This window comes from Achromobacter sp. MFA1 R4, assembly GCF_900156745.1.
GTDB lineage: Bacteria > Pseudomonadota > Gammaproteobacteria > Burkholderiales > Burkholderiaceae_B > Achromobacter.
In genome coordinates, this window is record NZ_LT707065.1 from 1,295,091 (window position 1) to 1,310,295 (window position 15,205).

Annotated in this window: 11 protein-coding genes and 1 pseudogene; 5 read left to right on the forward strand and 7 right to left on the reverse strand. The window is 62.1% G+C overall.

Annotated elements, in window-relative coordinates:
• Window positions 1–65: 65 nt before the first annotated feature.
• Together BXA00_RS05860 and tssH are read right to left on the reverse strand one after the other, a co-directional pair.
• The gene (locus tag BXA00_RS05860) at window positions 66–710 is read right to left on the reverse strand and encodes a response regulator transcription factor (protein WP_076517040.1); all 645 of its coding nucleotides are present in this window, start codon (window positions 708–710) and stop codon (window positions 66–68) included.
• Window positions 711–722: 12 nt separating this feature from the next.
• Window positions 723–3,389, reverse strand: a complete 2,667-nt coding sequence (gene tssH, locus BXA00_RS05865; protein WP_076517041.1) for a type VI secretion system ATPase TssH — start codon at window positions 3,387–3,389, stop codon at window positions 723–725.
• 369 nt (window positions 3,390–3,758) lie between these two features.
• Between tssH and BXA00_RS05870 the strand changes: the two genes are divergently transcribed.
• The 4 genes from BXA00_RS05870 (at window position 3,759) to prpF (ending at window position 9,205) form a co-directional block, all read left to right on the forward strand.
• Entirely contained in the window at window positions 3,759–4,451 is a 693-nt protein-coding gene (locus BXA00_RS05870) for a response regulator transcription factor (protein ID WP_172805856.1), read from the forward strand.
• A 173-nt stretch (window positions 4,452–4,624) separates the two neighbouring features.
• Window positions 4,625–5,335, forward strand: a complete 711-nt coding sequence (locus BXA00_RS05875; protein ID WP_076517044.1) for a GntR family transcriptional regulator — start codon at window positions 4,625–4,627, stop codon at window positions 5,333–5,335.
• A complete protein-coding gene (acnD, locus tag BXA00_RS05880; RefSeq protein ID WP_076517045.1) occupies window positions 5,335–7,950 on the forward strand; it encodes a Fe/S-dependent 2-methylisocitrate dehydratase AcnD in 2,616 nt (871 codons plus the stop codon). Before BXA00_RS05875 ends, acnD begins: the two co-directional genes overlap by 1 nt.
• Before the next feature lie 70 nt (window positions 7,951–8,020).
• A complete protein-coding gene (prpF, locus tag BXA00_RS05885; protein WP_076517047.1) occupies window positions 8,021–9,205 on the forward strand; it encodes a 2-methylaconitate cis-trans isomerase PrpF in 1,185 nt (394 codons plus the stop codon).
• 58 nt (window positions 9,206–9,263) lie between these two features.
• Here prpF and BXA00_RS28760 read toward each other — a convergent pair whose 3' ends face one another.
• From BXA00_RS28760 to BXA00_RS05900, 3 genes are all read right to left on the reverse strand, one after another.
• Window positions 9,264–9,566: a hypothetical protein gene (locus tag BXA00_RS28760; RefSeq protein WP_156902754.1), complete on the reverse strand. Its 303-nt coding sequence runs from the start codon at window positions 9,564–9,566 to the stop codon at window positions 9,264–9,266.
• Window positions 9,567–10,300: 734 nt separating this feature from the next.
• Complete coding sequence (locus tag BXA00_RS05895; RefSeq protein WP_076517050.1) at window positions 10,301–10,780, reverse strand: hypothetical protein; 480 nt, start codon at window positions 10,778–10,780, stop codon at window positions 10,301–10,303.
• Window positions 10,781–10,821: 41 nt separating this feature from the next.
• The gene (locus BXA00_RS05900; protein ID WP_083714398.1) at window positions 10,822–11,733 is read right to left on the reverse strand and encodes an RHS repeat domain-containing protein; all 912 of its coding nucleotides are present in this window, start codon (window positions 11,731–11,733) and stop codon (window positions 10,822–10,824) included.
• On the opposite strand from BXA00_RS05900, the pseudogene BXA00_RS05905 reads away from it, so the two are divergent.
• Window positions 11,734–12,255: pseudogene (locus BXA00_RS05905) on the forward strand (PrpF domain-containing protein); the annotation flags it as partial.
• A 64-nt stretch (window positions 12,256–12,319) separates the two neighbouring features.
• On the opposite strand, the gene BXA00_RS28765 reads toward BXA00_RS05905, so the two are convergent.
• Together BXA00_RS28765 and BXA00_RS28770 are read right to left on the reverse strand one after the other, a co-directional pair.
• Complete coding sequence (locus BXA00_RS28765; protein ID WP_156902755.1) at window positions 12,320–14,521, reverse strand: M48 family metalloprotease; 2,202 nt, start codon at window positions 14,519–14,521, stop codon at window positions 12,320–12,322.
• Window positions 14,499–14,972 (reverse strand): hypothetical protein, encoded by a 474-nt coding sequence (locus tag BXA00_RS28770; RefSeq protein ID WP_156902756.1) that lies wholly within the window; start codon window positions 14,970–14,972, stop codon window positions 14,499–14,501. Before BXA00_RS28770 ends, BXA00_RS28765 begins: the two co-directional genes overlap by 23 nt.
• Window positions 14,973–15,205: the final 233 nt, after the last annotated feature.

Sequence of the window (15,205 nt, forward strand, 5' to 3'; positions counted from 1 at the left end):
GATTGACGTGCGCGGCGACAATAAGACGAAATCCGGCCTTTGCTGCCCGAGCCGGATGTCGCTTGTCAGGTCAGGCCGTTGCGCACGCCATACCTGACCAGTTCGCTGTCCGAATGCACGTCCAGTTTGCGCATCGCGGCGCGCTTCTGCGCGCTGACCGTCTGCTTCGAGCGCGAGAACTTCTCGGCGATTTCGCCAACCGTCAGGCCGGCGAGAAACAGGCGCACGACCTCGACTTCGCACGGCGTCAGTTTGCTGGCGCGTTCCGCGCCCGCGCCGCCGGTCCCCGCCTCGAGCGCCCCGCGTATCCGCGGCGAGCGATACCGGTCGCCGCGCCAGGTGGCCTGTATCGCATGGCGCAGGTGTTCGGTCATGTCGGACTTGCTGACAATGCCCTGCACCCCCAGCCGTTCCACCGCCTGCAGCACCAGCGGACTGTCGATCGACGTCAGCACGATGAGCTTGAGCGCCGGATGCCGCTGCTGGATCAGCGTCAGCATGCCCAGACCGTCGCCGAAGCTCTCGCCCGACATGACGTAGTCGCTCACGAGCACATCGCACGGCTGGCTCAGCAGCACGCTGAAGAGCTGCGTCGAGTTCTGGGCGCTTGCGACGACACGGGCATGGCTCATCTCCGCGACTTCGACCTGCACGCCCCTGACGCAGACGGGATGACCGTCGGCCACGATGACTCGGATCGGATTGGACATTGGGCGGCCCCTTCAGTTTGCGTCCACCAGATGCGGTTGAAACGAAAAAGCGGCTTCCGGCGCCGCGTCCTTGTCCTGGACCAGGATGTCCACGCGCGCCAGCGTTTTGCGGTCGGCCATGGCATCCATCCAGAGGGACGCCAGGCGCGGCAGGATGTGCTGTTCGAGATGGCCGATCAGCGCGCGGGCGCCCGTCTGGTCGACCCGGCACGCGGCCACCACATAATCGACCACGTCCTGCTCGTAGGAAAGCCGCGACTTCAATGTTTCGGACATACGGCGCACCACGCGGTCCAGGTGCAGCCGCACGATGCTGGCCAGCGCATCGCTGCGCAACGGCGCGTAGGGGATGACGGTCAGGCGGCCCAGCAGCGCCGCCGGAAAGCGCGCCAGCAGGTCCGGCTCGATCGCCTGTCGCAGGCCGTCGAACGCGGGCGGCGCGTCCTCGTCCGCGCAGAGCGTGGAGATCAGCTCGCTGGCCACGTTGGTCGTCAGGAGGATGACGGTGTTGCGAAAGTCGATGTAGCGTCCGTCGCCGTCTTCCATGTAGCCCTTGTCGAACACCTGGAAGAACAGTTCGTGCACGTCGCTGTGCGCCTTCTCGACCTCATCGAGCAGGATCACGGAATAAGGCCGGCGGCGCACCGCTTCGGTCAGCACCCCGCCTTCGCCGTAGCCAACGTACCCGGGCGGCGCGCCGCGCAGGCCCGACACGGTGTGCGCTTCCTGGTATTCGCTGAGGTTGATGGAGATGAGATTCTGTTCGCCGCCATACAGCGCTTCGGCCAGCGCGAGCGCGGTTTCGGTCTTGCCCACGCCCGAGGGGCCGGCCAGCAGGAAAACGCCTTGGGGCTTTTGCGGATCGGACAGCCCCGCGCGGGCGGTGCGCACCCGCTGCACGATGCGCTCGATGGGCTGCTCCTGCCCGATCACCCGCGCGCGCAGGGCGCCTTGGAGATTGCGCACGGCCGTGATCTCGTCGGTGAGCATGCGCCCGACGGGAATGCCGGTCCAGTCGGCGACGATCTCCGCCACCGCGCTGTCGCCGACCTCCGGATGGACCAGCGGCGTTTCGCCCTGCTGCGCACGCAGGGCCTGCGCGGCTTGCGCCAGCGCGGACGCCGATTCCGGGTCCGCGCCGTCCGGCCTGCCCTCGAGCGCGGCGGCGCGCCGCGCCAGGAGGGCTTGGACCTGCGCGCGCTGCTCGCGCCAGTCGTGCTCGATGGCCGCCTTCTCGTCCCGCAGCGCCGCCATGCGCGCATCGATCTCGGCCAGTTCGGCGGCGTCGCGCAGGCCGACCGTTGCCTCCGCATCCAGCAACGCGCGCTCGGACTCGCAGGCCAGCATGCGCTGCTGGACGTGCTCCAGCACCTTGGGCGGGGCGTGCTGCGACAGCGCCACCCGGGCGCAGGCGGTGTCGAGCAGGCTGATCGCCTTGTCCGGCAGCTGCCGCGTGGGCAGGTAACGCTGCGACAGGGTCACCGCCGCCCGCACCGCGTCGTCGCGGACCAGCACGCCGTGATGGCGCGCGAAGCTGGGCACCAGGCCACGCACCATGGCCACGGCCTGCTCGATCTGCGGTTCCGCCACCTGCAGCATGTGGAACCGGCGCGTCAGCGCGGGATCCTTTTCGATGTAGCGCTTGTATTCCGCCCACGTCGTGGCCCCGATCACGCGCAGGTCGCCCCGCGCCAGCATGGGCTTGAGCAGGTTGGCGGCGTCGCCCGTCCCGGCCTGGCCGCCCGCGCCGATCAGCGTGTGCATTTCATCGATGAAGAGGATGGTCATGGCGGCCGAGCGCTTGGCCGCGTCCAGCAGGCCCTTCAGGCGCGATTCGAACTCGCCCTTCACGCTGGCGCCCGCCAGCATGGCGCCGATGTCCACGTTCAGCACGCGCGCGCCCGCCAGCATCGGGGGCACGACCCCCTGCGCGATGGCGATCGCCAGGCCCTCGACCACCGCGGTCTTGCCCACGCCCGCCTCGCCGGTCAGCAGCGGATTGTTCTGGCGCCGGCGCATCAGCACATCGACCATGGCGCGAATCTCGATCTCGCGGCTGAGCACCGGGTCCAGGCCGCCGTCGCGGGCCCGCGCGGTGAGGTCGGTGCAGAACTTGGCCAAGAGATCGTCCTGGCCGGGCGCGCCGTCCTGCGCGGCGCCGTCCGGCCGTTGCCCTGCTGTCTGCCCCGTCTCCGGCCCCGCGGCCTCGGGCGACCCGTCGATCCAGCCGCGCAGGGGCGCCGCCAGGTCGTCCATCGGCACCTTGCGGAATTCGGGCGAAATGCCCAGCAGCACCCGGCGCAATTCGGGATCGGTGGCCAGCGCATGGATCAGCCAGCCGCCCCGGATGCGGGAGTCGTTGAACTGCAGGGTCGCGCTGATCCACGCCCGCTCGACCGCGATCTCGACCTGATAGGAGAAGTCGCTGACCGATCCCGCGCCGCCGGGCAACGACGCCAGCGCCTCGCGCACATGCAGGTCGATGACTTCGGGGTCGGCTCCCGCGTGACGCAGGATGCGCTGCAGATCGCCATCCGATTGATTCAACAGCTGATGCAGCCAGTGGACCACTTCCACGTACGGGTTTCCCCGTAATTTGCAGAATGCCGTGGCCGATTCCAGGCTCTGGAACAGTCGTTGATTGAGTTTTCCGAACAGGACGCGTCGAAGAATTGTCATTCGTCTTTTAAGTGGTTGGCCCAAGGATTTTTCCGAGGCTATCCACCATCAATCGACGAAACAATCAGACTAGACAAAAGTTATTTCCGAAGAGATTGCTCGCGGCGCGGCGCTTTTCCCTGCTTGATCAGGCGCAGTGCGGCCCGCGAAAAGCCGCTGAGCGAACAACTTGTCTTCGCTTTTCGAAATAGTCCTATTCCCAGTGACCCACCGCGCCATAAAAATCCCAGTGACGATCGAACCGGGACTTCCCGATGCGCGCGCCGCCGCAAGGGGCGCCGGTCTATCGCCGCGGTGTCTCCCGGCCGCTCACCAGGCGGCCGGCATTACCTAATCTTGCAGACAGGCAGAACCCTCATTCCTATGCACATGCACCCGCCCCGCATACGGCTCGGCATCCTGGACAGCCATCCCCTGGTACTCAAAGGTCTCACCGCAATATTCGAAAAATGCACCGACGTCGAAGTGCTCGGCACGTACGACGACAGCGTGGCCCTGCTCGACGCGATGTCATCCATGCACACCGAGGTGGTGCTCATGGAATACTTCCTCGACGACTCCCATCACGATGGCGCCGAGCTCATTCCCATCCTGCGACGGCTGCATCCCGACACCCGCGTCGTCATCTTCTCCGCCTCGCAGGACCCCGGCGTTGCCGCCCTGGCCTTGCGCCTCGGCGCCCACGGCTTTGTCAGCAAGTGCGCGCCGGAAGAGGTCGTCCTCACCGCGCTGCGCCGCGTCCACGCCGGGGGGCAATTCATCGACCCCGCGATCCGGCACCTGCTGCCCGACAGCCTTTCCCCCATCTTTCCCGTCGCGGCGCAGCGCATCCGGGCCGGGCGGCGCATCCAGGCCTTGCTCGACAGCGCCAAGCTGTCCCCCAGCGAACGCGTCGTCCTCAAGACCTTCGTGTCGGGGATCAACGTGATGGAAATCGCGGCGCGCCTGCATAAAAGCCCCAAGACGGTCAGCTCGCAGAAGGCGGCCGCGTTCCGCAAGCTGGGCGTGTCATCGGATAGCGGGCTGTTCCGCCTGATCAGCAGCACCTCCGAACCCTACTGATCCGTCCCCGGGCGGCGCCGCGCCCCGGGCGCCAAGGCCTGGGCCTCGCCCCGCCGCGGGCCGCCAGCCCGCTTGCGTCCGCCCCCCAGCCGGGAGTAAATTGTTGACAATTTGGCGTGCCTGGCGCGCTTTTCTGGGATATTTCTTAAGAAAACCTACGGATTGTCGACACCATGAGCAAAGTGCTCACCCTGCCGACGGCGGCGCCGATCGACGGCGAAACCCTGTCGGACCACATCTTCCGCAAGATCCAGTCCGCCATCGTCAAGGGCGAGATCGCCCCGGGCAGCAAAATTTCCGAGCCCGAGCTGGCACGCATCCACGGCGTCAGCCGCGGCCCGCTGCGCGAGGCCCTGCACCGCCTGGAAGGCCAGAAATTGCTGGTGCGCGTGCCGCACGCGGGCGCCCGGGTCGTGTCCCTGTCGATCCAGGAACTGGTCGAACTCTACGAAATCCGCGAATCCCTGGAAGGCACGGCCTGCCGGCTGGCGGCCAAGCGCATGCCGCCGTCTGAAATCGAGGAACTGCGCGGCGTGCTGGAAGCCCACGAACGCGACGAAGCCTTCCAGGCCGGCCTGGGCTACTACCAGCAGGAAGGGGATTACGATTTCCACTACCGCATCGTCAAGGGCAGCGGCAACCAGATGCTGTTTCGCATGCTCTGCGACGAGCTCTACCAACTGGCGCGGATGTACCGCATCCAGTATTCGACCACGCCCAACCGCCCGCGGCAGGCCTACGCCGAACACCACCGCATTCTCGACGCCATCGCCGACGGCGACGGCGAGCTGGCTGAAATGCTGATGCGCCGCCACATCCGCGCATCCCGCATCAATATCGAACAACAGATTGCGCAAAGCACCCCACAGCGCACGGAGGCATGATGAACAAGTCGTATCGCAAGACCCTGCCCGGCACCCGCCTGGACTACTTCGACGCCCGCGCGGCCGTGGACGCCATTGCGCCCGGCGCGTATGACGGCCTGCCTTACACGTCGCGCGTCCTGGCCGAGAACCTGGTGCGCCGCTGCGATCCCGCGCTGCTCACCGATGCGCTCAAGCAGCTCATCGAGCGCCGCCGCGACCTGGATTTCCCGTGGTTTCCGGCGCGCGTCGTCTGTCATGACATCCTGGGCCAGACCGCGCTGGTGGACCTGGCCGGCCTGCGCGACGCCATCGCCGACAAGGGCGGCGACCCGGCCAAGGTCAACCCCGTGGTGCCCGTGCAGCTCATCGTCGACCACTCGCTCGCGGTGGAATACGACGGCAACGATCCGGACGCCTTCGCCAAGAATCGCGCGGTCGAAGACCGCCGCAACGAAGACCGCTTCCATTTCATCGACTGGACCAAACAGGCCTTCGAGAACATCGAAGTCGTCCCGCCGGGCAACGGCATCATGCACCAGATCAACCTGGAGCGGATGTCGCCCGTGATCTACACGCAGGACGGCGTGGCCTTCCCCGACACGCTGGTGGGCACCGACAGCCACACGCCGCACGTGGACGCGCTGGGCGTCATCGCCATCGGCGTGGGCGGCCTGGAAGCCGAAAACGTCATGCTGGGCCGCGCGTCATGGATGCGCCTGCCCGACATCGTCGGCGTCGAACTCACCGGCCGCGCCCAGCCCGGCATTACCGCCACCGACATCGTGCTGACCCTGACCGAATTCCTGCGCAAGGAAAAAGTCGTGGGCGCCTACCTGGAGTTCTACGGCGAAGGCGCCTCCAGCCTCACGCTGGGCGACCGCGCCACCATTTCAAACATGGCGCCCGAGTATGGCGCCACGGCCGCGATGTTCTCCATCGACCAGCAGACCATCGACTACCTGCGCCTGACCGGCCGCGAAGATGCGCAGATCGCGCTGGTGGAAACCTACGCCAAGACAGCGGGCCTGTGGTCCGACAGCCTGGCGACCGCGCAGTACGAGCGCGTGCTGCGCTTTGACCTGTCCACCGTGGTGCGCACCCTGGCCGGCCCGTCCAATCCGCATCGCCGCCTGCCGGTGTCCGACCTGGCCGAACGCGGCATCGCCGGCGTGGTCGAAAACCAGCCCGGCCTCATGCCCGACGGCGCCGTCATCATCGCGGCCATCACCAGCTGCACCAACACCAGCAACCCGCGCAACGTCATCGCCGCCGGCCTGCTGGCGCGCAACGCCAACCGCGCCGGCCTGGCGCGCAAGCCCTGGGTGAAGAGCTCGCTCGCGCCCGGCTCCAAGGCCGTGCAGCTCTATCTGGAAGAAGCCGGCCTCACGCAAGAGCTGGAGCAGCTGGGCTTTGGCGTCGTGGCGTTCGCCTGTACCACGTGCAACGGCATGTCCGGCGCGCTGGACCCGAAGATCCAGCAGGAAATCATCGACCGCGATCTCTACGCCACCGCCGTGCTGTCCGGCAACCGCAACTTCGACGGCCGCATCCACCCCTACGCCAAGCAGGCCTTCCTGGCCTCGCCGCCGCTGGTCGTGGCCTACGCCATCGCCGGCACCATCCGCTTCGACATCGAGCGCGACGTGCTGGGCGTAACCGCCGACGGCCGCGAAATCCGCCTGAAGGACATCTGGCCCAGCGACGAGGAAATCGACGCCATGGTCAAGTCCGCGGTCAAGCCGGAGCAGTTCCGCAAGGTCTATGCCCCGATGTTCGGCATCAAGGACGACCGCCAGACCGCCGTCAGCCCGCTGTACGACTGGCGCCCGCAAAGCACCTACATCCGCCGCCCGCCCTACTGGGAAGGCGCGCTCGCCGGCGAACGCACGCTGCGCGGCATGCTGCCGCTGGCCGTGCTGGGCGACAACATCACCACCGACCACCTGTCGCCGTCCAACGCCATCCTGCTGGACAGCGCCGCGGGCGAGTACCTGCACAAGATGGGCCTGCCCGAAGAGGACTTCAACTCCTACGCCACGCACCGCGGCGATCACCTGACCGCGCAGCGCGCCACCTTCGCCAATCCCAAGCTCTTCAACGAGATGGTCAAGAACGCCGACGGCAGCGTGAAGCAGGGCTCGCTGGCGCGCGTGGAGCCCGAAGGCCAGGTCATGCGCATGTGGGAAGCCATTGAAACCTACATGAACCGCAAGCAGCCGCTCATCATCGTGGCCGGCGCCGACTACGGCCAGGGCTCGTCGCGCGACTGGGCCGCCAAGGGCGTGCGCCTGGCCGGGGTCGAGGCCATCGTCGCCGAAGGCTTCGAACGCATCCACCGCACCAACCTCATCGGGATGGGCGTGCTGCCGCTGGAATTCAAGCCGGGCGTGAACCGCAAGACCCTGGCGCTGGACGGCACCGAAAGCTACGACGTGACCGGCGAACGCAAGCCGCGCGCGGACCTGACGCTGGTCATCCACCGCCGCAACGGCAGCACCGAGCAGGTCCCGGTGACCTGCCGCCTGGACACCGCCGAAGAAGTCTCGATCTACGAAGCCGGCGGCGTGCTGCAGCGCTTTGCGCAGGATTTCCTGGAGGCCGCCTCCGCCTCCGGCGCCGGCAAGCTCGCCTGACCGGCCGTCATGCAGACCGGCGGGCGTTGCAACGCCCGCCGCCCCTATTCCGATATCTCAGGACTGTTTCATGGCACATGCTCCCCAAACCAAGATCGCGGCCACCTACATGCGCGGCGGCACCAGCAAAGGCGTGTTCTTCAAGCTGGACGACCTGCCCGAGTCCGCGCGCGTGCCCGGCGCCGCGCGCGACGCGCTGCTGCTGCGCGTGATCGGCAGCCCCGACCCCTACGGCAAGCAGATCGACGGCATGGGCGCCGCCACCTCCAGCACCAGCAAGACCGTCATCGTCGCCAAGAGCACGCGTCCCGACCATGACGTGGACTATCTCTTCGGCCAGGTCTCCATCGACCAGCCCTTCGTGGACTGGAGCGGCAACTGCGGCAACCTGTCCGCCGCGGTCGGCCCCTTCGCCATCACCAACGGCCTCGTCGATCCGGCCCGCATCCCGCAGGACGGCACCGCCGTGGTGCGCATCTGGCAGGCCAACATCCAGAAAACCATCATCGCGCACGTGCCCATCACCGGCGGCGCGGTGCAGGAGACGGGCGACTTCGAACTGGACGGCGTGACCTTCCCGGCCGCCGAACTGCGCCTGGAATTCATGGACCCGGCCGAGGAAGGCGACGGCGGTTCCATGTTCCCCACCGGCAACCTGGTCGACAACCTGGAAGTGCCGGGCGTGGGCACCTTCAAGGCCACGATGATCAACTCCGGCATCCCCACGATCTTCCTGCAAGCCGATGCCCTGGGCTACACCGGCACGGAACTGCAGGAAGCCATCAACGGCGACGCCGCCGCGCTGGCGCGCTTCGAGACCATCCGCGCCCACGGCGCGCTGCGCATGGGCCTCATCAAGGACATCGCCGAGGCCGCCAGCCGCCAGCACACCCCCAAGATCGCCTTCGTCGCCCCGCCCAAGGCCTACGTGTCGTCCAGCGGCAAGCAGATCGGCACGGGCGACGTCGACGTCCTGGTGCGCGCCCTGTCCATGGGCAAGCTGCACCACGCCATGATGGGCACGGCCTCCGTCGCCATCGCCACCGCGGCCGCCGTGCCCGGCACGCTGGTCAACCTGGCCGCGGGCGGCGGTGAACGCGACAACGTGTGCTTCGGCCACCCCTCAGGCACGCTGCGCGTGGGCGCGCAGGCGCAGCTGGTTGACGGCGAATGGAAAGTCACCAAGGCCATCATGAGCCGCAGCGCGCGGGTGCTGATGGAAGGGCGGGTGCATGTGCCGCGGGAGGGGTTTTGACGGGAGATCAGAATCGCGAGGCAGCAGCCTGCAGTTCTGGGCGGAAAGTTCAGGAGTATTACCTTTCAACACCGCCCGTTAAGCAGGAAGCCCGGTGCAGGTCGGAGATGAAAATCCAAAGCGTATTGGGAATTTCGTTGTGACAACGCATTCCGAAACTCGCAACGTCGACATCGAATTTGACTAATACGCGTTCTCCACGTTCATGGCGGGGTAGGCCCGATTGCGACTCTACCTTGACGACCAGACCTCGCTGCCCGACCAGTTTCCAGTAATTTTCCGAATCTCGTGTTGAGGCGGCGGTCGTTTTCGTTCCGAGAAAGGTCTCTATGACAACGGGATCATTCGGGAAGAAATTCATTAGCGCCTCCAAAATTCTGCCAAACAGTTCAAAGAGCTCGGCTTATCTGGCGCTCACGTCCCGGATAAGGCCCTTTTCGCGGCCTGCGGGCATATCAAGGACGCACCTCGTCCATCGTCGCCAGCAAATGTTTTCGCGCCATTGGCCGGGTCCATCACCGGTGAACGCTCGACCCTAGCAATTTTTGAAGACGCCGCACCTCCTGCAATAGGCGAGGAACATCCTGCCTTGCGTGAGCGATAAAGTCCTGATCGGCTACAGTCGCCCCAGACAACTCTATGTCCTCATGCCTAGCCCCCGGTGGCCCCGTTCGAATAAAATTCGAACCGCTCTCGTGGTCTCTACCCTCTATATATGACTGCCATGGGCCGGGCGTTGCCGCCTGGCAGCGCGCTTCGATTCGATCTAGTTCTGCACTGTCCATGCTGATTCACCTTGTCACGCTGGGGTTTTTGACCACAGGGGTCATCAATGATTAGGCCTGCTTGCCCGTGATTCAGGAAAGTGTCGCATGATACGGATTACTTCTGGTTGGAGAAGGAACAACATCACCACCTGCCGCTGTCACAGCGCCAACCGTGGTGGTTCCCACCTTGGAGTGCGGAATACTCGCGGTTAGTTCTCCAAGCGACTTACCGTTTGCACTGTTTACAGAGACACCGCTTATCTTCATGCTCATCGTCAATTCCCTCGATTATGACGTGAGTCAGGTTCTCACTGGTCATTACATATGCTTAGTCGACCTTGAACTTGTGCATTCGGGTATGTTGCTCTAGATATAGCCGAAAGCTTCGGCAATACTCATGCCCCAGCAAACCAATATCGGCAAAAACAAACCCCAGCATAAAGTCTGCCCCATCCTTCGTCAGCGAGGACCTCTCTCTGCTAAATAGGGCATATTGGATTATTTTCAACAATACCTGCTCACTCTCTTCAAAATTGGCGCCTTCCCTATTCTTCATGTTTTCTATGCACAATTGGTCCAGCAAGTCCGGACCGGTTTTTTGGGACAGATGATCCCTGATGATGTCAATGTAGGAAGCAACGATGCTTTTGACCCGAGATGAAATACAGAGGCATGTCCGCTCATGGATCAGGCAGTCCTCAATATAGTCAGTCAGAACGAAGAAAAAGTCCTCATAACTCATCGATTCAATATTGAAGCCCTCTTCAAAGATCTTGTATTGATTCATGCAGTCACTTGCGTCGCTCATGTTTGGATCCCTTCTCTTGTTACTCATCTACCGTCCAGCGCTTATCTCGTTGGGCAATCGTCTCTGATTCCCAGTTGCCGCTGGACATGGGCGCAAGAGCCACAAGCAGGCATGGGTTTGGCTTTCTTGTCGTTGCGCCAGGTTTGGGAAGATCCGCCTTGAACCAGATCTTTCAGTTCGTCGAGTGTTTCTATCCCTTCGGCATTCGCGGCTTTACTCAACGCGTCCGCTTCGGCGCAAGCCCCGTGATATTCGCTTCGCTCAGTCAGCGGAACATTGTCATAAGCTGCCTTAACGGCAGCGTTTGTTATGCCTCTTCCGCCCTCGCCGGAGCTGAGTCCCCATTGCGAACCTCCCGGTATGTTCTGCGCGCGAAGTACACCTCTAGCACCCGCTAGCCCGAGCGGATCCAGCCATTCGATGGGGTTATGGGCATACTGATAAATGTTCAGCCCACCCGAAAATCCGATCGGATCCTTCGATATGAACCGCCCGATCTGCGGAGCATAGTACCGATGGCGGTTGTAATGCAGGCCTGTTTCGGGGTCCAGATACTGCCCCTGGAATCGGATCGGATTACGGATTCCCGCCGCGCGGGCGGCATCGGTGATGGCCTCTTTGGTCGCGCCCCACGCGTGGTACTGCGCGCTCCAGGCGATCTCGCCTTGCGCGTCCGTCAGTTCCTGCGGCGTGCCCAGGTGATCGCAGTGATACCAAGCGAGGGCGTCCACGGGGTCTGGAGCGGGCGAGGTTATCCTTAGCGGATCGCGGTCGATGTCATAGGCGCCGGCGTACTCCGGTTGCCGGTGCAGGAGAATGGGTTTGCGGCTGATTGCCTGGGCCAGCGGCACGAAAATTCCGGGTTCGTAGAGATAGTGCGCGATCTGGTCATCAGCGCCTTCCCATGCCAGGGTGTCGCCATCCCAGCCGTAGAGTGTCGTGCTGCAGCCCATCTGGAAGCCGACGCCCTGGGCTACACCGGCACGGAACTGCAGGAAGCCATCAACGACGACGCTGCCGCGCTGGCGCGCTTCGAGACCATCCGCGCTCACGGCGCGCTGCGCATGGGCCTCATCAAGGACATCGCCGAGGCCGCCAGCCGCCAGCACACCGCCAAGATCGCCTTCGTCGTGCCGCCCAAGCCCTACGTGTCGTCCTGCGGCAAACGGATCGGCGCGGGCGACATCGACGTCCTGGTGCGCGCCCTGTCCATGGGCAAGCTGCACCACGCCATGATGGGCACGGCCTCCGTCGCCATCGCCACCGCGGCCGCCGTGCCCGGCACACTGGTCAACCTGGCCGCGGGCGGCGGCGAACGCGACAACGTGTGCTTCGGCCCCCCGTCCGGCACGCTGCGCGTGGGCGCGCAGGCGCAGTTGGTGAACGGCGAATGGAAAGTCACCAAGGCCATCATGAGCCGCAGCGCGCGGGTGCTGATGGAAGGGCGGGTGCATGTGCCGCGGGTGGGGTTTTAAGGGGCCCTCGGCATAAAGCCGGTTATGAACGGCGGACCACCGTTAATCGCTCTGTGGAGGCATGTTATTTATCCCACGTCCTGATCGACCATATCAAGTTCATTGACCCCAAAAAAGCCCAACTGCTTTCGCCGTTCCTGGCCATTAACGACTTGTTCTCGCAGCGTTTATCCGGGATAAAAACCTTAAAAGCGGGATAATCCCGACGCTCAACAACCGTTCCGTTGCAGCCCGCCAAATTTATTCGCCCCACTTCGCGGAACGTGCTGTAGACTTTCCCCCAATACCACTCGGACCAAATTCCCGCCGTACTTCTCGTCCAAGTTCTGGTTCCCGCCTTGTCTCCATGTGAGTATTCGAATTTGAATTTAATTGGCCTCTCCAGCGCTATTTGGTCCACGGACCGCAGGAATGCGGTCGTACCTACCACTCCAAGAACGGCCACAAAGAGCAATACCCACGGCGCTCGCCAAATCGGCACCGAGCGGACTGAAGTCTGGAAAATCGCATTTTCGACAGCATCACTTTCCCGCAAAATTAGCCGTTTTGAGTTCATGTCACTGGCCGCATTTGTTCGGCAGTTATGGTAGCGACTTAAGACGTAAGACATAATTCCTATTGCCAGAGCCAGCACGATCAAATTCATCATGCTTTCAACCGGGGTCGGCGAGCCCTGCACTATTGAAGTGGTGGATCGTTCCCAACCGACAACGTTCGCGAAATTTAACAGCCTGCCGAACTCATGCATCAATAGTATCGAAAAATTTACGAGAAACGAAGATAGCGTCATTGCCACCAAGAGAGCAGTTAAGAACCCCAAAAAGCGTACGCGTCGACTTGCATTGAACCGCTTCGCAGTGATACTAACTACTATTCCCGTCGCAACCAATAACAGCAGCAACGCGCTAGAAGTAAAAATCGAAGATGCTAGCGCACGATCGAAGACCTTTGAAACTGGGACTATATCAAAAACAATAATTTCGGCGACCTTGCCCACCACGCGACTATCGGTAAAATTCCCGAGAACAACGCCTAGCATTGAGAACGCCCATATTTCCAGAACCACCAGCACAGTATCGGTCCAACGACGCCTTTCGGCTCGGTTGCTCATCAAAGTTCTGTAGGCGTGATGCACCACCAGTAATCCCACTCCCACCAGCGCAACAAAGAAGAAGGCCACAGCAACCCACAAACCCGGTTCCGCTGACAGACAATTTACCAGTGCCCCCCATAACTCTTCGCCGACCGTTCGAGAACACCAATTACCGCCAAAGTTGCTAAGTGCTTCTAACATCCTGGCACTTATGAGCCCGCAGGCTAAACAATATAGACGATCAACATGCAGCCAGCCGGCTCCCATTTCGACCCGTTCCAACCGGTCGGCGGCAGAAGGATGAAACGACCGGAAGAGTCGAAAGGAAACATTCTCGTTTTCCGCCGCGACTGCAAGGTTCCGAATGAGTCCTTGCCTAAAACCTTGCTGGGCCGCGCCCTCGTCGGCAATGAACTCGCGCAAGCGCAAAATGTGGCGCAGCATCACTCCAATGACTAGGGCACTTATCAGCGGAGGAGTTCCTACGGCTCCAGCGACTATCAGGTTCCGACTTAGACCGGCAATAGCCTGCCCCGCTTCCAGCCACGCTGGCACGCGAGCAATAACTTTTCCCCAAAACAGCCCCTGATGCAGAACCAAATTCAAGGTTAGCAATAGAGTATATGCAATAAAGGTATACCAAGTTCCAATGAGCAAGAACGTATCGCGCTTTGCTAAATGAACACACTCATGCGCAATGATGCTATCTGCTTGGGCTGCTGCTTTGCGCCACAGTAACCTGAGGCCGCCTCCAACAATGACATACTGCTGTGGCCATGCCAGAACACAGCATGCATTCGTGTCTGCCAGATTGGGGGTAGCAAGGAATCGCGGCCGCTGTTTAACGATGCTGTGTGCAATGTAGGTTACGTTCTCACTAAACGCAGGGTCAGCATCCGATAGATCTCTAGGTCTTACTTGTCGTATCAAACGATATAGTCGAAAACATCCAATAGCTCCTGCCAGCCCTAGCAGGAGGGCAACTTGAGCCCCTCTTTCAATCACTGACCACCATAGATCATTAGTATTGTTTCCGATCCATCTGCTTAGCCAGTAGCCCCCAAGGTACGTTTGCTGCACAGCTTCCAGAATCATGTATACCCACACCAGCAACAATCCGAACCTAGTATCATCGGTCAACAATAGCTGATTAAGTCTTCGCGGATTCAACATATTCCGCCCCAATGAATTGAGCGATCAGCGCATCGGCCAGAGCCGCAGCGGTGCGAGGACTAAGCTTTCGGTCGGCAGCCGCCCGAAATATGGCTTCTCGTATTTGCTGACAAGATACCGAAATTCTATTCTTTAGTTCGGGCGGAGTGGACGGACAGGAGGCCCGACGCTCTAATTCCTTTTTCAGAGCGTCTTTTCCGATATCCAGCGCCGCATCGAAGAGTTTAGGCAGGACCATCTGCATCACCGAAGACGCTATGCCGAAAAGTACTCCTGCGACAAGTTGTATTTGACCGGCATCGAACGCCCCCGGTTGTCGTCCTATGTCCGTAGCAGGGATGCTATGCATTTCCACTATTTCCGGCAGCATTTCATATTCAACCGGATCCTCAGTTTTCAAGACCGACCCAATTGCTTGCCAAACTGTCAACTCACCCTTGCTCATTTTCATAATTTTTCTCCGCCACCTCTTACCAACTTGCAGAGGAACTCACAAAATCTCGACACTAGATAGCCTCAAATTAGCTTGAAGTGTAGGCTTCATTAACTCTCTTCCTCTATAGTCAATTTTGGGTAAGGGCGCTTTTATCGAAGCAGTGTCATGCGTAGAAATTGGGGCCAAGGATGGAGCGCCTTTGAATCGGTGTCGCATCTGCTTAGATTCCGCTCATTTCGCCTAAGTCC